Annotated in this window: 20 protein-coding genes; 10 read left to right on the top strand and 10 right to left on the bottom strand. The window is 66.2% G+C overall.

Going from position 1 to position 20,186, the window contains the following annotated elements; translation table 11 throughout:
• Positions 1–35 precede the first annotated feature (35 nt).
• From adk to ABS45_RS10575, 6 genes are all read right to left on the bottom strand, one after another.
• On the bottom strand, positions 36–692 hold the full coding sequence (gene adk / locus ABS45_RS10600) for an adenylate kinase (protein ID WP_291555506.1): 657 nt from the start codon (positions 690–692) through the stop codon (positions 36–38).
• A gap of 78 nt (positions 693–770) precedes the next feature.
• Positions 771–1,559, bottom strand: coding sequence for a 3-deoxy-manno-octulosonate cytidylyltransferase (gene kdsB / locus ABS45_RS10595; RefSeq protein WP_291555505.1), 789 nt, complete (start codon positions 1,557–1,559; stop codon positions 771–773).
• Complete coding sequence (locus ABS45_RS10590) at positions 1,556–1,741, bottom strand: Trm112 family protein (protein ID WP_291555504.1); 186 nt, start codon at positions 1,739–1,741, stop codon at positions 1,556–1,558. The genes kdsB and ABS45_RS10590 overlap by 4 nt, the downstream gene beginning before the upstream one ends.
• Positions 1,722–2,723: a tetraacyldisaccharide 4'-kinase gene (gene lpxK / locus ABS45_RS10585; RefSeq protein ID WP_291555503.1), complete on the bottom strand. Its 1,002-nt coding sequence runs from the start codon at positions 2,721–2,723 to the stop codon at positions 1,722–1,724. Before lpxK ends, ABS45_RS10590 begins: the two co-directional genes overlap by 20 nt.
• Position 2,724: 1 nt before the next feature.
• On the bottom strand, positions 2,725–3,165 hold the full coding sequence (locus ABS45_RS10580; protein WP_291555502.1) for a biopolymer transporter ExbD: 441 nt from the start codon (positions 3,163–3,165) through the stop codon (positions 2,725–2,727).
• Positions 3,166–3,183: 18 nt separating this feature from the next.
• Positions 3,184–3,834: a MotA/TolQ/ExbB proton channel family protein gene (locus ABS45_RS10575; protein WP_291555501.1), complete on the bottom strand. Its 651-nt coding sequence runs from the start codon at positions 3,832–3,834 to the stop codon at positions 3,184–3,186.
• 340 nt (positions 3,835–4,174) lie between these two features.
• Here ABS45_RS10575 and xseA point away from each other — a divergent pair, with 340 nt between their 5' ends.
• From xseA to sufT, 10 genes are all read left to right on the top strand, one after another.
• On the top strand, positions 4,175–5,503 hold the full coding sequence (xseA, locus tag ABS45_RS10570; RefSeq protein ID WP_291555500.1) for an exodeoxyribonuclease VII large subunit: 1,329 nt from the start codon (positions 4,175–4,177) through the stop codon (positions 5,501–5,503).
• 10 nt (positions 5,504–5,513) lie between these two features.
• Positions 5,514–6,749 carry a benzoate/H(+) symporter BenE family transporter gene (locus ABS45_RS10565; protein ID WP_291555499.1) on the top strand — a complete coding sequence of 412 codons (1,236 nt, stop codon included), beginning with the start codon at positions 5,514–5,516 and terminating at the stop codon, positions 6,747–6,749.
• A 140-nt stretch (positions 6,750–6,889) separates the two neighbouring features.
• Entirely contained in the window at positions 6,890–7,471 is a 582-nt protein-coding gene (locus ABS45_RS10560; protein WP_291555498.1) for a Fe-Mn family superoxide dismutase, read from the top strand.
• Positions 7,472–7,669: 198 nt separating this feature from the next.
• A complete protein-coding gene (locus ABS45_RS10555) occupies positions 7,670–9,904 on the top strand; it encodes an NADP-dependent isocitrate dehydrogenase (RefSeq protein ID WP_291555497.1) in 2,235 nt (744 codons plus the stop codon).
• A 171-nt stretch (positions 9,905–10,075) separates the two neighbouring features.
• Positions 10,076–11,569 carry a Fe-S cluster assembly protein SufB gene (sufB, locus tag ABS45_RS10550; RefSeq protein WP_291555496.1) on the top strand — a complete coding sequence of 498 codons (1,494 nt, stop codon included), beginning with the start codon at positions 10,076–10,078 and terminating at the stop codon, positions 11,567–11,569.
• A gap of 47 nt (positions 11,570–11,616) precedes the next feature.
• On the top strand, positions 11,617–12,393 hold the full coding sequence (gene sufC, locus ABS45_RS10545) for a Fe-S cluster assembly ATPase SufC (protein ID WP_291555495.1): 777 nt from the start codon (positions 11,617–11,619) through the stop codon (positions 12,391–12,393).
• Complete coding sequence (locus ABS45_RS10540) at positions 12,390–13,583, top strand: SufD family Fe-S cluster assembly protein (protein ID WP_291555494.1); 1,194 nt, start codon at positions 12,390–12,392, stop codon at positions 13,581–13,583. The genes sufC and ABS45_RS10540 overlap by 4 nt, the downstream gene beginning before the upstream one ends.
• Positions 13,576–14,835 carry an aminotransferase class V-fold PLP-dependent enzyme gene (locus ABS45_RS10535; RefSeq protein WP_291555493.1) on the top strand — a complete coding sequence of 420 codons (1,260 nt, stop codon included), beginning with the start codon at positions 13,576–13,578 and terminating at the stop codon, positions 14,833–14,835. The genes ABS45_RS10540 and ABS45_RS10535 overlap by 8 nt, the downstream gene beginning before the upstream one ends.
• A 16-nt stretch (positions 14,836–14,851) precedes the next feature.
• Positions 14,852–15,280: a Fe-S cluster assembly sulfur transfer protein SufU gene (gene sufU, locus ABS45_RS10530; RefSeq protein ID WP_291555492.1), complete on the top strand. Its 429-nt coding sequence runs from the start codon at positions 14,852–14,854 to the stop codon at positions 15,278–15,280.
• 5 nt (positions 15,281–15,285) lie between these two features.
• Positions 15,286–15,846, top strand: coding sequence for a putative Fe-S cluster assembly protein SufT (gene sufT, locus ABS45_RS10525; protein ID WP_291555491.1), 561 nt, complete (start codon positions 15,286–15,288; stop codon positions 15,844–15,846).
• A 23-nt stretch (positions 15,847–15,869) separates the two neighbouring features.
• Here sufT and hpnE read toward each other — a convergent pair whose 3' ends face one another.
• The 4 genes from hpnE to ABS45_RS10505 form a co-directional block, all read right to left on the bottom strand.
• Positions 15,870–17,189, bottom strand: a complete 1,320-nt coding sequence (hpnE, locus tag ABS45_RS10520) for a hydroxysqualene dehydroxylase HpnE (protein WP_291555490.1) — start codon at positions 17,187–17,189, stop codon at positions 15,870–15,872.
• Between the two features lie 34 nt (positions 17,190–17,223).
• The gene (gene hpnD / locus ABS45_RS10515; protein WP_291555489.1) at positions 17,224–18,063 is read right to left on the bottom strand and encodes a presqualene diphosphate synthase HpnD; all 840 of its coding nucleotides are present in this window, start codon (positions 18,061–18,063) and stop codon (positions 17,224–17,226) included.
• Positions 18,064–18,161: 98 nt separating this feature from the next.
• Positions 18,162–19,022, bottom strand: coding sequence for a squalene synthase HpnC (hpnC, locus tag ABS45_RS10510; RefSeq protein ID WP_291555488.1), 861 nt, complete (start codon positions 19,020–19,022; stop codon positions 18,162–18,164).
• Between the two features lie 21 nt (positions 19,023–19,043).
• Positions 19,044–20,039 (bottom strand): restriction endonuclease, encoded by a 996-nt coding sequence (locus ABS45_RS10505; protein WP_291555487.1) that lies wholly within the window; start codon positions 20,037–20,039, stop codon positions 19,044–19,046.
• Positions 20,040–20,186 lie beyond the last annotated feature (147 nt).

Here is a 20,186-nt window from a genome sequence, read left to right as displayed (position 1 = left end):
GGAGCGGGGCGATTCGGGTGCAGGTCGACGGCGCCTCAGCTGGACAAGGCTGCCAGTGCCCGTGCGGTGATCTCGTCGACGTTGCCCAGGCCATTGATGGCGCGGTATTTGGGCGCGGCAGCCGGGTCGGCCTTGGCCCAGCTGGAGTAGTAGTCGACCAGCGGGCGCGTCTGGTCGCTGTAGACCTGCAGGCGTTTCTTGACGGTCTCTTCCTTGTCGTCGTCGCGCTGCACCAGCGGCTCGCCGGTCACATCGTCCTTGCCGGCGACCTTGGGCGGGTTGAAGGTGACATGGTAAGTGCGCCCCGAGGCCGGATGGCTGCGGCGGCCGCTCATGCGCTCGATGATGGCATCGAACGGCACGTCGATTTCCAGCACATAGTCCAGCTTGACCCCTGCCGCCTTCATCGCGTCCGCCTGGGGGATGGTGCGCGGAAAGCCGTCAAACAGAAAGCCTTTGGCACAGTCGGGCTCGGCGATGCGCTCCTTGACCAGGCCGATGATGATGTCGTCGCTCACCAGCGCGCCGGAATCCATGACGGCCTTGGCTTTCACGCCCAGCGGCGTGCCTGCCTTGACGGCGGCGCGCAGCATGTCGCCGGTGGAAATCTGCGGAATGCCGAACTGCTTGCAGATGAAGGCCGCCTGCGTGCCCTTGCCGGCGCCGGGTGCGCCCAACAGTATCAGTCTCATGGATGTCCTCTCGTACTATGAAAATCGGCGGCGCCGCCGCAGTGCGCGCAAGCGGTCAAGAATAGCACGCACCTTTGCTTACAGATCGGGCTGCCGGGAGAACCACTCGCGCACGCGTGCAAGGTCGGCCGGAGTGTCTACCCCGGCGCCCGGTGCATCCGGCGTGATGTGCACAGCTATGCGAAATCCGTGCCAAAGGGCGCGCAGCTGTTCCAGAGACTCGATTTGCTCCGTGGGCGCAGGCGCCAGCGCGCTGAAGTCGCGCAGAAAACCCGCGCGGTAGCTGTAGATGCCGATGTGCCGCAATGGTGCAATGCGCGCCGCCGTGGCGGTCTGCCACCAGGCGCTGCCGGTCGCCGCGTCGCGCGCATGGGGAATCGGCGCGCGACTGAAGTAATGCGCCATGCCGCGCGCGTCGCAGACCACTTTGACCACGTTAGCGTTGGCGAAATCCTCCGCGCTGGCAATCGGGTGGGCGGCGGTGCCCATGGCGGCGTCCGGCTGCGCGGCCAGCAGCCGGGCGACGGCGTTGATCAGCTGCGGATCGATCAGCGGCTCATCGCCTTGCACGTTGACGACGATGGCGTCGGGTGCCAGCGCGAGCAGTGCGCAGGCCTCGGCCAGGCGATCGCTGCCGCTGGCGTGGTCAGCGCGTGTGAGCTGCGCTTGCACGCCATGGGCCTGACAGGCCTGCACGATGCGCGCATCGTCGGCGGCAATCACCACCTGCGCCGCGCCGCTCCTGGCTGCCTGCTGCGCCACGCGCACCACCATCGGCACACCGGCGATATCGGCGAGCGGCTTGTCCGGCAGCCGCGTGGAGGCCATGCGGGCCGGAATCAGGACGGTGAAGGGCGGCGTGTTCACTTCGTGTCGAGCTCGTCATCGTTGAGCGTGCGTGCCTCGGTCTCGAGCAGGATGGGGATGCCATCGCGCACCGGGTAGGCCAGGCGCGCGCTATGCGAGACCAGTTCCTGACGCTCGCGGTCGTAGGTGAGTGGCCCCTTGGTGACGGGGCAGACCAGCAGTTCAAGCAGTTTGGGGTCCATGGCGTGATGATAGTGAGGCCAGGCGCGCGTCCAGCCAGTCCAGGAAGGCGGGTGCCAGGGTGGTCTGCAGCGGCACCGCCAGCGCGTCGCTGGCGTGCCGCCAGAGCTTGACGGCGTCTTTTTCGGTGCAAATCAGGCATTCGCGCTTGTCAGCAGGGCGCTGCCAGCTATCAAAATCATGATGATCCGGCAGGATCTGCGTGCGCGCAAGCGTCAAGCCCTGCGCGCGCAGCATGGTAAAGAAAGTCTCTGGTTCGGCAATGCCCGCCAGCGCATGCAGCGGCTGGCCGACGAGGCTGCCCAGCGCCACCGCATCGCCGTTGGCACTGATGGCATGGTCGGCCAGCGCGCGCTGAACGGCAAACGCCGGCGCCGCACCCGCCGGTGGTGTGCCGCGATAGAGCACCGCATCCACGGCACGCGGCCAGGGCTCGCGCAGCGGGCCGGCAGGCAGCAGCCAGCCATTACCAGCGCCCGTATCGCTGAAGACACAGAGTTCCAGATCGCGCGCCAGCGCCAGGTGCTGCAGGCCGTCGTCGCACAGCAGGATGTCGGTGGCGGGATGGGCGGCGAGCAGCGCGCGGCCCGCGTCGGCACGGCGCGGCGCAACGTACACCGGCACCTGGGCGCGGCGGGCGATGAGCAGGGGCTCGTCGCCGACGTCGCGAGCGCTGCTTGCCGGCAGCACGGCGCGGCAGTCCTGCGTTGCCCGGCCCCAGCCGCGGGAGATCACGCCCGGATGCCAGCCCCTGGCGCGCAGGTGCTGCGCCAGTGCGATGGTGACGGGGGTCTTGCCGCTGCCGCCCGCCACCACGTTGCCGACGACGATCACCGGCACCGGCAGGCGCTCGCTGCGCAGCCAGCGGCATGCGTAGATCGCGTGGCGCAGGCGCACCAGGGCGCCGTAGAGCTGGGACAGCGGCCACAGCAACCGCGCTGGTGCGCCACGGTGCTGCCAAGCGCGGCGCAGGCGCTCGCTCATGTCACTGCGGGTCGGCAGATGCCTTGGCGCCGCCGGAGCTCTGGGTGGCAAAGGTGATCTGCGCCAGGCCCACGCGGCGTGCCGCTTCCATCACCGTGACGACGGACTGGTGTGGCGCCAGCGCGTCGGCACTGATGATGAGAATCGGATCGCTGCCGCTGGGCATGGCCGCCTGCAGCGCAGCTGCCAGCGCCTGCACGCCCTTGCCGGCCAGCGTGGTCTTGTTGACGGCGTACTGTCCTTCGGCCGAGACGGCGACGATGACCTCGCGCGGGCGCTCGCGCATCTGCTGCGCATCCGCCACGGGCAGCGTCAGCTGCAGCTCGGTGAAACGACTGTAGGTCGTGGTGAGCATGAGAAAGATCAGGATCACCAGCAACACGTCAATGAACGGGATCAGGTCGATCCGGGGCTCTTCCCGGGGGCTGGCGCGAAAGTTCATGCCTGTGCTCTCACGCTCTCAGGGCTTGCGCTGGCCCAGCTGGGCCAGGTGGCGCAAGAAGCGGTCGCTGGCCAGTTCGAGTTGCAGCACGTAGGCATCGACGCGGCTGCGGAAGTACTTCCAGAAAAACAGCGACGGTATGGCAATGATCAGACCGAAGGCCGTGTTGTACAGCGCCATCGCAATGCCATGCGCCAGCTGCGCCGGGTTGCCGCCGCCGGCCACCTGCCCGACGGCGCCGGCACCGGCCTGTGCGCCGAAAATCTCGATCATGCCGACCACCGTGCCGAGCAAGCCCAGCAGCGGCGCTGCCGAGGCGATGGTGCCCAGCGCGTTGAGGTATTTTTCCAGCCGGTGCGCCATCGCCCGGCCGCTGCCTTCCATCGCCGCGCGAATCTCATCCGGCGAGCTGCGCGGCTGGCTGACGAGCTGGCGGATGCCGCTGGCCAGCACCTCGCCCAGGGCGCTGTTCTGTTCCAGCTGGGTGACGACATCCGGCGCCGGCAGACCGCGCGCGGTGACGGCGATGGCTTCATCGAGCAGCTTGGGCGGCGCAACGCGTCGCGTCTGCAGGGAAATGAAGCGCTCGATGATGAGCGCGAGCGCGGCGATGGAGCAGGCGATGAGTGGCCAGATCGGCCAGCCCGAGGCTTGTATGATCGAAAACAATGCGTACTCCGCGCAGTTGGATGCAAGCGTTTGATTATGGCGCACCGACATTGCGCAGCTGCCGAGACCGGGCTGCAGGACGAGCAACGAAAGTCTTCCACCTTTTCTGTGGATAACTTTGTGGGTAACTGGCGGTACAAGCGGGTCCGGAGCGCATCCACTGGTGTTTTGCACGCATTGCCTAAAAATTGAGCTACAAAAACATCAATTAAATCAATGAGTTACACGTGCGTTGGTGATTTTCGTGCTATCGCTTGCACTTTCATGCTTTCGTCAACCACGGCAGCCTTTCTGTGGATGACTGCTTCGCAGACACCGGGCGCAAGCCCTTGTCCCGCCTGTGTTTGAACCCCAAAACCACGCAACCGCGCCGCTGATCTGGGAGGTTGGCGCGCTGTGCCGCGCCGTGGCGGACAGTCTGCAGGCGCGCTTCAACCCGCTGGCGGTGCGCGGCGAGCTGGCGGGCTTCTCGCGCGCGGCCAGCGGACATTGCTACTTCACGCTCAAGGATGCGCAGGGGCAGTTGCGCTGCGCGATGTTTCGCCGCGCCGCCGGCCAGCTCACGTTCAACCCGCGCGATGGCGACCAGGTGGAGCTGCGCGCCAGCCTGGGCGTGTACGAGGCCCGCGGCGATCTGCAGCTCATCGTGGAGGACATGCGCCAGGCCGGGCAGGGGCAGTTGTTCGAGCAGTTTTTGCGCCTCAAGGCCAGGCTGGAGGCCGAAGGCTTGTTCGATGCCGCGCGCAAACGTCCGCTGCCGGTGATGCCGCGCGCCATCGGGCTGGTCACCTCGCTGGGCGCCACCGCGCTGCACGACGTGGCGACCACGCTGGCGCGGCGCGTGCCGCATATCCCCGTGGTGCTGGCGCCAGCGCAGGTGCAGGGCGCGGCAGCGCCCGCAACGCTGTGCGAAGCGCTATCACAGTTGTATCTGCTAACGCATGCTGGGCAAGCGTCAGAGGCCAAAAAGCCTTTGAATCATCCGCCGATCGATGTCATCTTGCTGGTGCGCGGCGGTGGCTCGATGGAAGACCTCTGGGCCTTCAATGACGAGGCGTTGGCACGCACCATCGTGCGCAGCCCCGTGCCCCTCGTCAGCGGCGTGGGGCATGAGACGGATTTCACCATCGCCGATTTCTGCGCCGACCTGCGCGCGCCCACGCCCACTGCTGCCGCCGAACTGGTGGCGCAGCCGCGCGCAGACTGGCTCGGGGCGCTGCAGCTGGTGCAAGAGCGCTTGACGCAGGCGCTGCAGCGCCAGATCGATGGCGGCCACCAGCGCCTCGACGGCGCAGCGCAGCGCCTGGGGCGCCCTTCGGGTCTGGTCGCGGCGGCGCAATTGCGCCTGGCCAACCAGGCACAGCGCCTGCGCCATGCAGCACTCTTCAAATTGGAGCGCAGTGCGCAGGTGCAGCAAGCGCTGGAGGGCGATTTCCCTCGTATTTTCGAGCGCAGCCTGGCGCGCCATGCCGAGCGCCTGGAACGCACCGCGCTGCGCCTGCAGCTGGTCGATCCGCAGCAGGTGCTTGCGCGCGGCTACGCACTGCTGACCGATGCGCAGGGGCAGGTGCTGACGCGTCCGTCCCAGGTGCGTACCGGCGCGCCGGTGCACGCCCGCCTGGCCGAGGGCGAACTCGACCTGACCGTGGCACAGCCGCGCCTGCTGTAGGAGCCTGCCCGTGCTCTCGATCGAAGCACCCGCTCAGGCCGCCCCCCGCTGGGCCGCGCTGCGCCGCGATGTCGGTGTGACCTATGCGGTCAACGGCCTGATCGGCTTCATCTTTGCGGCGACCGGCCCGGTGGCGGTCATTCTCTCGGTCGGGCTGCGCGGCGGGCTGTCGGAGTCGGATCTGGCCTCGTGGATTTTTGGCGCCTTTTTTCTCAACGGGCTCATCACGCTCTTGATGTCCTGGCGCTACCGCCAGCCGCTGGCGTTCTTCTGGACCATCCCGGGCACGGTGCTGGTCGGCCCGGCGCTCGAGCACCTGAGTTTTGCCCAGGTGATTGGCGCGTTTTTTGCCACCGGCGTGCTGCTGCTGCTGCTGGGCATCAGCGGCTGGGTGCGGCGCGCGATGGCGGCCGTGCCCATGCCGATCGTGATGGGGATGGTGGCTGGCGTGTTCCTGCGCTTTGGCACCGACCTGGTGCGGGCGCTGCACCAGGACGTGCCGATCGCAGCGCCCATGGTCGTCGCCTTCTTGCTGTTGAGCGGCTGGCCGCGCCTGGGCAAGCGCCTGCCGCCCATGCTCGGCGCGCTGCTGGTCGGCGCGATTGCCGTGGTGCTGTCGGCGCGGTTTGCGCCGCAGCTCGATGCCAGCATGGTGCTGGCGCGCCCCCACCTCTACGCACCGGCCTGGTCGCTGCAGGCCATGATCGAGCTGGTGCTGCCGCTGGCCATCACCGTGCTGGTGGTGCAGAACGGGCAGGGCGTGGCGGTGCTGAAGGTGGCTGGGCACGAGGCGCCGGTCAACGCGGTCACGCTGGCCTGCGGCATCGGCTCCATGGTCAGCGCCTTTGTCGGCACGGTATCGACCTGCCTGACCGGGCCGACCAATGCCATCATCATTTCCTCGGGAGAGCAGCGGCGCCACTACACCGGCGCGCTGGTCGTCGGCCTGCTGGCGATGGCTTTCGGCCTGCTGTCGCCCTTGTTCACCCGGCTGATGCTGGCCACGCCCCCGGCGTTCATCGCCACGCTGGCTGGGCTGGCCATGCTGCGCGTGCTGCAGACGGCGTTCGTCGCCTCGTTCGCCGGGCGTTTTTCGCTCGGCGCGCTGGTGGCGTTTCTGGTGACGGTGACGGATTTGACGATCCTGAACATCGGCGCCGCGTTCTGGGGGCTGGTGGCGGGCGTGCTGGTGTCGCTGCTGCTGGAGCGGGCCGATTTCGCCGCCCTGCGCGGCTCGGGCGGCTGAATCTCGCAGAATCTCGCAGTAGGCGATGGGGCTGCCCGAATCAGGGCGGGCAGTCAGGCACGGACCTTCCTACAATGGTCGGGTTTGCCGCGCTGACTGGCGGCAACCGGTTCATTGACAGACAACGAAAGGAACACACCATGCAACACGAATTGCCCGCTCTTCCCTATGCCATGGACGCACTGGCGCCCCACATCAGCAAGGAAACGCTGGAATTTCACTACGGCAAGCACCACAACGGCTATGTCACCAACCTGAACAACCTGCAAAAAGGCACCGAGTTCGAGCACATGACGCTCGAGGACATCGTCAAAAAATCCAGCGGCGGTATCTTCAACAACGCCGCGCAGATCTGGAACCACACCTTCTTCTGGCACAGCCTGAAGCCCAATGGCGGCGGCCATCCCGGTGGTGCGCTGGCCAAGGCGATCGACGCCAAATGGGGCAGCTACGCGGCCTTCCGCGAAGCCTTCGTGAAAAGCGCCGGCGGCAATTTCGGCTCGGGCTGGACCTGGCTGGTGAAGAAGGCGGACGGCAGCGTCGACATCGTCAACACCAGCAATGCGGCGACCCCGCTGACCGGCGCCGACAAGCCGCTGTTGACGGTGGACGTGTGGGAGCACGCCTACTACATCGACTACCGCAACGCGCGCCCGAAGTTCGTCGAGACGGTGATGGACCACCTCATCAACTGGCAGTTTGCCGAGAAGAATTTCGGCTGATGGCTGGCCGACGCGTTCGGCATTCACTGCAAGGGTCTTTGGCTTGGCGTCAAAGGCCCTTTTTGCTGGGCGCAGGGTGAAGGAGGGCGGATTTTTTGCCAAATGAAATCCATCTCAGATATCATGAAAATTTGGTCCAAGGCCCGTGATCCGGGCCGCGACTTTCATTGTTTTCCGCCATTTTCGGAGGCTTGCGCGATGAGCACACCAGAGACATCCATCATCTACACGCTGACCGACGAGGCCCCGCGCCTCGCCACCGCGTCCCTGTTGCCCATCGTGCAGGCGTTCGCCGCCTCGGCCGGCATCCACATGCAAAGCAGCGACATTTCGCTGTCGGCGCGCATTCTGGCGCAGTTCCCCGAGCTGCTGAGCGATGGCCAAAAAGTGCCCGACACCCTGGCCGAACTGGGCAAGAAGACCTTGCAGCCCGATGCCAACATCATCAAGCTGCCCAACATCAGCGCTACCGTGGCCCAGCTCAAGGCGGCGATCAAGGAGCTGCAGGGTAAGGGCTACAAGATCCCCGATTTCCCGGATGCGCCCAAAAACGACGAAGAAAAGAGCATTCGCACGCGCTACGAACGCTGCACCGGCAGCGCGGTCAACCCGGTGATCCGCCAGGGCAACTCCGATCGCCGCGCGCCCAAGGCCGTCAAGGCCTATGCGCGCAAGCATCCGCACAAGATGGGCGAGTGGTCGGCCGCTTCGCGCACCCACGTTTCGCACATGAAGCGCGGTGATTTTTACAACGACGAGCTCTCGATCACGCTGGACCGCTCGCGCGAGGTGCGCATGGAGCTGGTGACCAAGGGGGGCAAGACCCTCGTACTCAAGCCCAAGGTCAGCCTGCTCGAGCGCGACGTGGTCGACTCGATGTTCTTCAGCAAGAAGGCCTTGCTCGAGTTCTACCAGGAGCAGATCGACGATGCGCGCAAGACCGGTGTGCTGTTTTCGCTGCACGTCAAGGCGACCATGCTCAAGGTCTCGCACCCCATCGTCTTCGGCCACTGCGTGCGCGTGTTCTACAAGGACGCGTTTGCCAAGCACGCCAAGGTGCTGGACCAGCTGGGCGTGAACGTGAACAACGGCATGGTCGATCTGTACAACAAGATTGCCACGCTGCCCAAGAGCGTTCAGGAAGAAATTCGCGCCGACCTGCATGCCTGCCATGCCAATGGGCCGGAGCTGGCGATGGTCGATTCCGACAAGGGCATCACCAATTTCCATTCGCCCAACGACGTCATCGTCGATGCCTCCATGCCGTCGATGATCCGTAACGGCGGCAAGATGTACGGCGCCGATGGGCGCCTGAAGGAAGTCAAGGCGGTGATGCCGGAATCGACCTTTGCGCGCATCTACCAGGAGATGATCAACTTCTGCAAATGGCATGGGGCGTTTGACCCCACCACGATGGGCACGGTGCCCAACGTCGGCCTGATGGCGCAGGGCGCGGAGGAGTACGGCTCCAACGACAAGACCTTCGAGATTTCGGAAGACGGCACGGTGCAGATCACCGACAACGCCAGCGGCGAGGTGCTGTTGCAACAGAACGTCGAGCAGGGCGATATTTGGCGCATGTGCCGCACCACCGATGCCGCCATCCGCGACTGGGTCAAGCTCGCCGTCACGCGTGCGCGCAACTCCGGCATGCCCGTCGTCTTCTGGCTCGATCCGTACCGCCCGCACGAGAATCAGCTCATCACCAAGGTGAAGATGTACCTGAACGAGCACGACACCAAGGGGCTGGAAATCCATCTCATGAGCCAGGTGCGTGCCATGCGCTATACGCTTGAGCGCATCGTGCGCGGTCTGGACACCATCAGCGCCACCGGCAACATCCTGCGCGATTACCTCACCGATCTGTTCCCCATCATGGAGCTGGGCACCAGCGCCAAGATGCTCTCCATCGTGCCCATGCTGGCGGGCGGCGGCATGTACGAGACCGGCGCCGGCGGCTCGGCGCCCAAGCATGTGGAGCAACTGGTCGAGGAAAACCACCTGCGCTGGGATTCGCTGGGCGAATTCCTGGCGCTGGCGGTGAGCCTGGAAGAGCTGGGCCTCAAGAACCACAACGCCAAGGCCGTGGTTCTAGCCAAGGCGCTCGATGCCGCCACCGGCAAGCTGCTGGACAACAACAAGAGCCCGAGCCGGCGCACCGGCGAGCTGGACAACCGGGGTAGCCATTTCTATCTGGCGCTGTACTGGGCGCAGGAGTTGGCGGCGCAAAAGGATGATGCCGAGCTTGCCGCCAAGTTCGCTCCGCTGGCAAAGACGCTGACGGACAACGAAGCGAAGATCGTTGATGAACTCAACGCGGTGCAGGGCAAGCATGTGGACATCGGCGGCTATTACCTTCCCGACGTGGCCAAGCTGGAGACGGTGATGCGCCCCAGCAGCACCTTCAATGCAGCTTTGGCGGCTCTGAAGTAAAGTTCGGGGTTCCCGACACTGGTTCGGTCAGGCACCGGTACTTGACGAGCACAGCGCCGTCCTTGGGCGGCGTTGCCGTCATTGCGGCCGCAGCCGCAAGACCCTCCCGGCTACCCAGTCGCTAAAGGTGCATATGATATGCACATTTAACGCATTCCCACAGCGAGACCCATGACCGAACCCGTGGACACCGTGAGCGCCGCCTCGGCCATAGAAGACAAGCCCCAGGATGAGGCGTTGACGCAGGCCCTGCAGCGCAGCTACCAGCACGGCTTCGTCACCGACATCGAAACCGATTCGCTGCCGCCGGGGCTGAATGAAGACACCATCCGGGCGATCTCGCGCAAAAAGAAGGAACCCGAGTTCCTGCTCAAGTGGCGCCTGGCAGCGTTCGAGCGCTGGCTCAAGATGGAGGCTCCCACCTGGCCCTATCTGCACCTCTCGCCCATCGATTATCAGGCGATCAGCTACTACAACGCGCCCAAATCGGCCAAGGACAAGCCCAAGAGCATCGACGAGGTCGATCCCAAGCTGCTGGAAACCTACGAAAAACTCGGCGTGCCGCTGCACGAGCGCGCGGCGCTGGCCGGCGTGGCGGTGGATGCGGTGTTCGACTCGGTCTCGGTCGGCACTACGTTTCGCAAGCAGTTGGCCGACGTCGGTGTCATCTTTTGCTCGTTCTCCCATGCCGTGGAGCACCACCCGGAGCTGATCGAGAAATACCTCGGCACGGTGGTGCCCGTGACCGACAACTACTACGCGGCGCTCAACTCCGCGGTGTTTTCCGACGGCTCCTTCGTCTACATCCCCAAGGGCGTGCACTGCCCGATGGAGCTGTCGTCCTACTTTCGCATCAATGCGGCCAATTCCGGGCAGTTTGAGCGCACGCTGATCATTGCCGAAGAAGGCAGTGATGTGAGCTACCTCGAAGGCTGCACCGCGCCGCAGCGCGACGAAAACCAGTTGCACGCGGCGGTGGTCGAGCTGATCGCGCACGACGATGCCTTCATCAAGTACTCCACGGTTCAGAACTGGTATCCGGGCGACGAAAACGGCGTCGGCGGCATCTACAACCTGGTGACCAAGCGAGGGCTGGCCGCGGGCAAGCGCTCGCGCATTGCCTGGACGCAGATCGAGACCGGCTCGGCCGTCACCTGGAAGTACCCCAGCGTGATCCTGCGTGGCGATGAATCCAGCGGCGAGTTCTATTCGATTGCCGTCTCCAACCACTATCAGCAGGCGGACACCGGCACCAAGATGGTGCACCTGGGCAAGAACACCAAGAGCCGCATCGTCTCCAAGGGCATCAGCGCCGGCCATGCGCAAAACAGCTACCGCGGGCTGGTGCGCATCAACCCCGGTGCCTCGGGCGCGCACAACCACACGCAGTGCGATTCACTCTTGATCGGCACGCATTGCGGCGCGCATACCTTTCCCTACATCGACACCGCGCGCGCCGACGCCGTCGTCGAACACGAAGCGACCACCACCCGCATCTCCGAGGAGCGGCTGTTCTACTGCCAGCAGCGCGGCATCGAACCCGAGGAGGCGACCGCGCTGATCGTCGGTGGCTTTTGCCAGGCGGTGCTCGAAGAGCTGCCGATGGAGTTTGCGCTGGAAGCCAAGGCGCTGCTCGCGGTCTCGCTCGAAGGTTCGGTGGGTTGATCCAGCGCCGACAGCGTTTCAGAAATTTTGAAGAAGAGAGTCCAATCATGAGTGTTTCCCACGCCTTGCTGCAGGTACGTGACTTGCGTGTCGATATCGGCGAGCGCACCGTGCTGCAGGCGGTTTCGCTCGATGTGCAGCCGGGCAGCCTGGTGGTGCTGATGGGCGCCAACGGCAGTGGCAAGAGCACACTGGGTATGGCGCTGGCGGGGCATCCGAGCTACCAGGTGGTGTCGGGCCAGGCGGTGCTCGATGGCAAGAATCTGCTGGAGCTGGAGGCACATGAGCGCGCGCGCGCCGGACTGTTTGTCTCGTTTCAGGCACCGCCCGATGTGCCCGGCGTGAAAAACAACCTGTTCGTGCGTACCGCGCTGAACGCCGTGCGCCAGGCGCGTGGCGAAGAACCGCAGGATGCATTTGACTTTCTCGCCAGCGCCAAGGCGGCGGCCAAGGAGCTGGGCCTGCCCGCGAGCATGCTGGGGCGTCCGGTGAACGAAGGATTTTCGGGTGGCGAGCGCAAGCGCAACGAGTTGCTGCAGCTGGCGCTGATGCAGCCCAAGCTGGCGATGCTTGACGAAATCGATTCGGGCATGGACGTGGATGGCGTGCGTGCGGTGGTCAAGCTGGTGGAGCGCCTGCGCGGCGAAGGCACCGCTTTCATCATCATTTCGCACTATCTGCAGATGATTGAATCGCTGCATCCGGACGCCGTGCTGCGCCTGGATGGCGGCAAGATCGCCGAAGAGGGCGACATGGAGCTGGCTCGCAGCATTGCGCGCACCGGCTTCAAGCAGCATGCAGCGGCTGCGGGAGCAGCCGCATGAGCGACGTTCTTGCACAGCGCCAGGCCGCGCGCGAACAGGCGCAGCGGCTCGGTTGGCCGGGTCGGCGCAGCGAGCACTTTCGCGCCCTGCCACCGCCAGTGCTCGAGCGATGGATGCAGGCCGAGCTGCCGCAAGAAACGGCCAGCGGCTGGAGCGTGGAGCAAAGCGCCGGCAAGAGCGTGAACGTGCGCACGCTGAATGCACTCGATGCCAACGATCGCTCGGTGCTGCTGGCGCATTTGCCTGCGCCGCAAGACGACCGCGCCGCACCGTTCGCCTGGGCGCACCGAGCGCTGTGCACGAGCGCCTTGCATCTGCAGGTGCCGGCCTCTGCCGAAGCGGCCGTGGTGCGCCTCAGCCACCGCGCTGCGGGTGCCGTGCAGGCCCCGGCGCTCATCGTTGAGCTGCAGGAAGGCGCACGGCTGGTACTGATCGAAGAGCACGCCTGGCCGCAGCAGCCGGATGGCGTGGCGCAAAACCTGGTCGCCCAGATCCGCCTGGCGGCGGGGGCGCACATGCAGCATTTGCGCATCGTCACGCCCGACGCCAGGGATCGCGTCGCGCACCATGTGCAGGTGGCGCTGCAGGGCAAGGCGCATTACGCACAGGCGCTCGCCGCCACCGGCTGCGGCTACCACCTGCAGCGCAATACGGTGGAGCTGATCGAACGCGGTGCCGAATCACGCCATGCCGCGCTGGTGCTCAATGCCGATCAGGCGCTGGACTATCAGATGGTCGGTCAACTGGCCGCGCCGCATACGCGCCACCAGGTCGAAACGCTGACGCTGGCCGGCGGCAAGGCGAAGTCGGTGTCCAACGCTTACGCACGCATTGCACCCGGCGCGGACGAGGCCGACGTGTTTCAGCGCCTCACCGGCATTGCCCTTGAAGGCCAGCCGCACATGCAGCTGCGCCCGCATCTGGAAATCCTGCACGATGCGGTGCAGGCGGTGCACGGCGCTACCTGGGGCCAGCTCCCCGAGGATGCGCTGTTTTACGCCTGCCAGCGTGGGCTGGACGACGCTACCGCGCGCGCCCTGATCGTGGAGGGCATGGCTCGCGCCGTGCTGGCGCGCTGCCTCGGCGATGCGCTGGACGACGGCGAGGCGCCGCTCACGCAGTGGGTTGACGGCCCGTGGTTGACCGAGGCTATCGCCGCGCAATGGCACAGGGAGCCGGTCCATGGGTGATGCGGGCATGCTGGCGCACGGCCTGGATGTTGCGGCGGTGCGGGCGCTGTTCCCTGTGCTGCATCAGCAGGTGCATGGGCATGCGCTGGCCTATCTGGACAACGGCGCGACGACGCAGATGCCGCTGGAGGTGCTGGACGCCATGCGCCACTTTGAGGAGCACGACCGCGCCAATATCCACCGCGGCGTGCACACCCTGAGCCAGCGTGCGACCGACGCCTTCGATGGCGCGCGTGCGGTGCTCAAGCGCTTTGTCGGCGCAGGCAAGGCGCATGAGCTGGTGTTCACCTCCGGTACCACCGAGGCGCTCAACACCATCGCCAACGGCCTCTGGGCGGGAGGCAAGGGCCACGCCTGGCTGCGCGAGGGCGATGAAATCATCGTCAGCGGCCTGGAGCACCATGCCAACATCATCCCGTGGCAGCACGCGGCGCGTCTGACTGGTGCGAAGCTGCGCATCCTTCGTGCCGATGGCGAAGGTCGCGTGCATGAGGCCGATCTGAAGGCATTGCTGTCACCGCGCACGCGCGTGTTTTCCATCACTGCCAGCGCCAACGCCACCGGGGAGCGCCCGCCGTATGAGGCGCTGCTTCAGCTGGCGCACGATGCCGGCGCGCTGACGGTGCTGGACGCCGCCCAGGCGGTGAGCCATGCGGTGCCCAAGCTGTCCGATCTGGCCTGCGACTTCATGGTCTTCTCGGGCCACAAGATGTATGGCCCGATGGGTACTGGCGCCTTGGTGGGCAAGCGCTCGGCGCTAGAAAAATTGTATCCCCTGCGCCTCGGCGGCGACATGGTGGACTGGACGCGCTACGAGGACGCCGGGTTTGCCGAATTGCCCGCGCGCCTGGAGGGCGGCACACCGAACGTCGGCGGCGCCGTCGGCCTGGCCGCTGCGGCGCGGTTCATCGAGCGCATGGGCCGTGCGGCGATTGATGCTTATGTACACGCCTTGCGCGCGCAGGCGCTGCAAGGCCTGCGGGGCATCGACGGCGTACGCGTGCTTGCGCCGCACGCCACGACGGCGGCGCTGGTCTCGTTCGTTGCCACGGACGCCCATCCGCACGATATCGGCACGCTGCTCGATGAGCGCGGCATTGCGGTGCGCACCGGCCACCACTGCGCGCAGCCGCTCCTGGATCAACTGGTGCAGGGGCCGACCACGCGCGCGTCTTTTGCCATCTACAACACGCCGGGCGAAGTCGATCGCCTGATCGCCGCCGTGGCCCATGCCGTGAAAGCCTTGCGATGAGCAGCGCGGAATCGTGATGGAGCACAAGCGTGCGCCACGCAATTTCGGCCACCTGGCCCACCCCACGCACCAGGCCCAGGGCACCAACCCTTCGTGTGGCGACAAAATCGCGGTCGAGCTGGAGCTCGACGGTGATCAGATCAAGGCCATTGCCTTCAGCGGGCAGGCCTGCGCCATCTGCATGGCTTCGAGCTCGATGATGACCGAGGCCATCAAGGGGCGGGACGTGCAGCTTGCCAAGGAGCTGCAGCAGCATTTCCGCGGCGTGCTCACCGGCGAGATCGACCCCGACGATGTGGAGATCGGCAAGCTCGTGGCGCTCGCCGCCGTGCGCCGCTACCCCAGCCGCATCAAGTGTGCGCTGCTGGGCTGGCATGCGCTGATGCATGCCATTGCCGGTCAGGCTGGCACGGCCACCACTGAAACAGCGAATTCTGGAGAGTAGACACCATGGCGCGTTCACGCGAATCGGTATTGGTCAGGCGCGACGTGGTCGGCGAACTGGTGCCCTACGGCACGCCGTTTGAGCTGCAGGAAGGCACCTGGGCCGAGATCACGCAGGCACTGGGAACCTCGTTCACGCTGCTCGTGGAGGGCCGCCTGGTGCGCCTGGGCGGCGCCGATGCCGATGCCATCGGCAAGGACAAGCCCGAGGCCATGAACGTGGTGCACGACGGCGACGACACCAGCGACGAGGAAGTCAAGCGCCTGATCTGGGAGCAGCTGCACACCTGCTACGATCCGGAAATCCCGGTCAACATCGTCGACCTGGGCCTGGTCTACAAATGCGAGGTCGAGCCCTACGAACAGGAAGCCGGCAAGCTGCGCGTGATCGTCGACATGACGCTGACCGCTCCAGGTTGCGGCATGGGCGAGGTCATCGCCAACGAGGTGAACGACAAGATTCTGAACCTGCCGCGGGTCGAGGAAGTGACGGTGAACATCGTGTTTGATCCGCCCTGGGATCGCTCCATGATGACTGAAGAGGCGCACCTGGCGCTGGGGCTGTAGGCGTCCTTGGGCGTGATGGCTGGTCAGCGCAGCGCTGCGTCTGGTTCTGGCCCCTGGAGCGCGCGGGCGGCTGCCACGCCGAGCCGCACAGCGCCTTCCAGCGTGGCCGGATAGGGCCCAGCGACATAGTCGCCGCAGGCCAGCAGGTCCGGAGTAATTGCCGGCGCCGGGCGCACCAGCGCCGGGGTGCAGGCAAAGGTGGCGCGCTTTTCCACTACGGTCTGCAGCACCTCCAACCCTGCGAGCCCCAGATGTTGCGCCGCTTGGCGCAATACCTGTTCTTGTAGCGCTTCACGCTCACCGGCAAAGGCGCTGACGACAAAAGCGAGCACGCCGCAATGCCCGCGCAAACGTCCGCAGTCAAAAACGAATTGCGCTGGTTGCCCGGGCGCTGCACGCAGCGCCAGCATGGCACGCGGCAACAGCGGCGCCGTCGCCCCGGGCAATTCGGCATAGATGGTGGCGATCGCGCCAAAGGCCAGCGTCTGCGCGCTCTGCGCCCAGGCCTGCAGGCGCGGCAGCAGACTGGGCGCTGCCTCCGCCCCGCCCACCAGCCGCGCCGCCTCGGTATTGGGGCAGGCGAGCAGCACCGCATCGAACGCCTCGCCATCCACCAGCCAGCGACTGCCTACGCGCGCCAGCGCCTGTACGCGCTGCCCAAGCCGCACCGCGTGGCCGCGCGCTTGCAGCCAGCGCAGCGTGGGCTCGGGCAGTAGCGCGCCCAGCGGCAGACGCGGCAACAGCAGGTTGGAGCCGCCGCGCCCACCCAAAAGGCTGTCGTGCAGCACGGTCAGGAATACCTGGCCGCTCGCCTGCTCGGGCGGCGTGTTGAGCGCCGAGACGCACAGCGGCGCGATGAATTCCTGCATCAGGCGCTCGGGCAGCCCGTGGCAGAGCTGCGCCACGTTCTTGTGCGGCGCGCAGCGAAAACGCATCAGAGCCCAGCGCGTGGCGCGTACCAACAGCGCCATGCGTTCGGCGGGGGACCAACCGCGTGCGCGGGCGATGCCGACGAACGCATCCAGCGGCGCCGCAAGATCGGGCAAGGTCAGGCCGCCGCGGTCGGGAAAAACCAGCGCCAGCGGCTCGCGGTGCAGCGCGGTATCGGGATGGACGCCCACTTCGCGCATCAGTCGCAGGCATTCGGTGTAGGCACCGATCAGGATGTGCTGGCCGTTGTCGAGCAGCAGCGTCGAGCCATCGGTGCGGCGGGTGGCCAGCGTGCGCGCTCGCCCGCCGGGTTCGCGCGCGGCTTCGATCAGGGTGACGGCATGGCCCGCGAGCACGGCCTCGACGGCGGCAGCGCAGCCCGCCCAGCCCGCGCCGACGATGCAGACGTTCACGCGCAGCCGTTCCGCGCGGCAGCCATGTCCGCCATCACATCCGGCCCAGCGCTTGCACCTTCCACGCCAGCCAGAGCTTGCGCATCGGCGTGAGGGCGATGCGCTGGTGCAGCACCTGAAAGTCGCTCGCCTCGATCTCGCGCAGCAGCGTGCGGTAGATGCTGGCCATCATCAGGCCGGGTTTCTGGTTGCGTCTATCCAGCGCGGGCAGCAGCGCCAGCGCCTCGTCGTAGCAGCGCTGCGCGCGCTCGGCCTGAAAGCGCATGAGCTGCGTGAACGGCTCGCCGTAGCGGCGCTGGGCGATGTCCTCGGGCGTCACGCCAAACTGTCGCAGATCGGTTTGCGGCAGATAGACCCGCCCGCGCAGAGCGTCCTCGCCGATGTCGCGGATGATGTTGGTGAGCTGCAGCGCCAGCCCGAGCTTGTGCGCGTACTGCGTGGTGGTCTCATCCTGCTGGCCGAAGATGCGCGCCGAGACCTCGCCGACGATGCCCGCCACATGGTGGCAGTAGTTGGCCAGGCCCTCGAAGTCTTCGTAGCCGTCGTACTTCAGGTCCATCTCGCAGCCTTCGATGATGCCGTGCAGCGCATCGGGCAGGATGCGGTAGCTGCCCGCGTGCACCAGCAGTGCGCGCATCACCGGGTGCGTGGGCTGGCCATCGAAGGCCTGCGACACCTCGCCGTGCCACCAGGCCAGCTTGGCACGAGCCACGTCCTTGTCGTGCACCTCGTCCACCACATCGTCCACCTCGCGGCAGAAGGCGTAGAAGGCGGTGATCGCGGCGCGCCGCTCCTTGGGCAAAAAGAGGAAGGCGTAATAAAAACTGCTGCCGGAGGCGGCGGCCTTGTTCTGAACGTATTGCTCGGGGGTCATCGGGGGGCGATTGTCCCATGCGGGCAGACACCTGCCCCAAGATCGTGGTTTCAAGCCAAATCGGCCTCCAGCGCTTGATGGATAAGCGCAAACAGCTATCAAATTGGTAGTTTCATGCGCCACGCTCGCCACAGCAGCGCGGGCACATCCCAGGCGCGCAGGCGCGGGCGCTGGTGCAGGCTGGCCCCACCCAGCGCTTGCACCTTGGCCAGTACCGTGAGGCCCCCTTGCACCACCAGGCGCAGCTCCCAGCCCATGCGCGTGGGCAGGCGCTGCGTGAGCGGTGCGCCTTCAAGCATCAGCGCGCGCGCCCAGGCGGCGCAGTCCAGGATGAGAGCGTCACTGGCGGCAGAGCGCCTTTGTGCCGCCAGGTCAGCGCGACTCACGCCATGGGTGGCGCAGTCGGCGTCGCTCAGGTAGTGGCGGCCGCGCGGCAGGTCCACGCTCAGGTCCTGCCAGAAATTGATGAGCTGCAAGGCGCTGCAGATCGCATCGCTTTGCGCCAGTGCCACGACGTCGTGCACGCCGTACAGATGCAGCAGCAGCCGCCCCACCGGGTTGGCCGAGCGGCGGCAGTAATCGAGCAGCGCGGCGCGGTCGGCAAAGGCGCTGCCGGCGCGCGTCATCACGACGTCTTGCTCGAAAGCGGCCAGCAGGTCGGCGAGCAGCGGCACGGGTAGCCGGTGGCGGGTTATTTCGTGCTGCAGCGGCGCGAAGACTGCGGCCCAGCGCGGGCTGAATGCCTCGCCGCTGCTGCACGCCAGCAAATCGACCCGGTAGGCGTGCAGATCCGCAAGGCGCTCCTCGGCACTCACGTCGCCTTCATCCGCGATGTCGTCGGCCGTGCGCGCGAACGCGTAAATCGCGCGAATCGGCGCGCGCAACTGCGGCGGGCACAGCCACGAGGCGACGGGGAAGTTTTCGTAGTGCCCGGGGGGCGGGGCGGGGGTTGCGGTCACGAAGCGTAGTGCGGCAGGGTCTCAGGCGGGCCAGTACACCTTGCGCAGCGGGATCAGGCGCTGCATTTCCACATCGAGCTGCTCGTAATGTTCGAGCAGCGCCTTCACCAGATCATCCAGGTCCATCAGCGTGATCGGAATCCGGCCGCGCTCGGCCTCGTAGCGTGCGTCCTTGGTGAAACCGCCGGTGCTCACGTACAAGCCCTTGTCGTGATCGTGGCGGCCACCAAGGAAGCTGCGAATTTCCTGCGAACCCATCGCGGCCTCGCGGTGCTTGACCTCGACGATGATGCGCGGGTCTTCAAAGCCCAGGCCGTCGGGCGAGGCGACGATGTCCTTGCCGCGATCCGAGCCGCTGGGCGAGATGCGCGTCTTGTAGCCCATGGCGCGCAGCAGGCCCGCGACGAGCTCCTGCATTTCGACCCAGTCGAGCGCATTCACGCGGTCTTTGGTGAATTCGAACCCCTTGGCCTGCACGTCGCGGTACAGGTCTTCGGATTCCTCCTCGGCGGTGGGCTCTGGCGTGGCTGATGTCGCTTGGGCAGCTTGAGCGCGGGTGTGGGCGAGCGCGAGCATCTCCCGCGCGACCGCCTCGGGCAGCAGGAACAGGGTCGAGATGGCACCCAGGCTGTTGCGCGCAGCGACCGACAGCCGATCGCGTGCGACGTTTGCGCGCCATAGCACGGTCCGGACATTGGTCAGCCCCGCTGCCGCTTCTGGCCGATGCGCGTAGGCCCCGGTGATTTCGCCGAGCAAATAGCTGCGCGCGCTGGCGTCGTAGCTGACGACGTGATCGCCCGTCTGCATCTCGCGCACGAAGCGGTAGGTCTGGCCCGCAGCCGCCGCGCGTTGTCCGGCCTTCAGTGGCCCGAGGTGCGCGGCAATCGCTGCCGTGAAATCGGCACGCGTGGCGTAACGCTGCATGTCGCCCAGCGGCTCCCAGCCAATGGCGACCAGCGAATCGTTGCGAAAGTCGTCGATCAGCGTGCCGCCCTCGCCGGCGCGCACCATCCACATGGGCCGACTGACCGGGCTCGCTTTCGCACGAAGCGCATTTCTCATTCGTGAATCGTCCCAGGTTTCGAGGAGGCTACGTGGTTAAAGTGGCTGCCTCTTCCGAAGCGTGTTTGATTGCCAAGTTACTGAAGTATTTTGCTTCAGCTT

Source organism: Comamonas sp. SCN 65-56, from assembly GCF_001724135.1.
Taxonomy (GTDB): Bacteria; Pseudomonadota; Gammaproteobacteria; order Burkholderiales; family Burkholderiaceae_C; genus Comamonas_C.
Note: the sequence above shows the minus strand (reverse complement) of the source record. Positions and strands in the feature narration are given on the sequence as shown.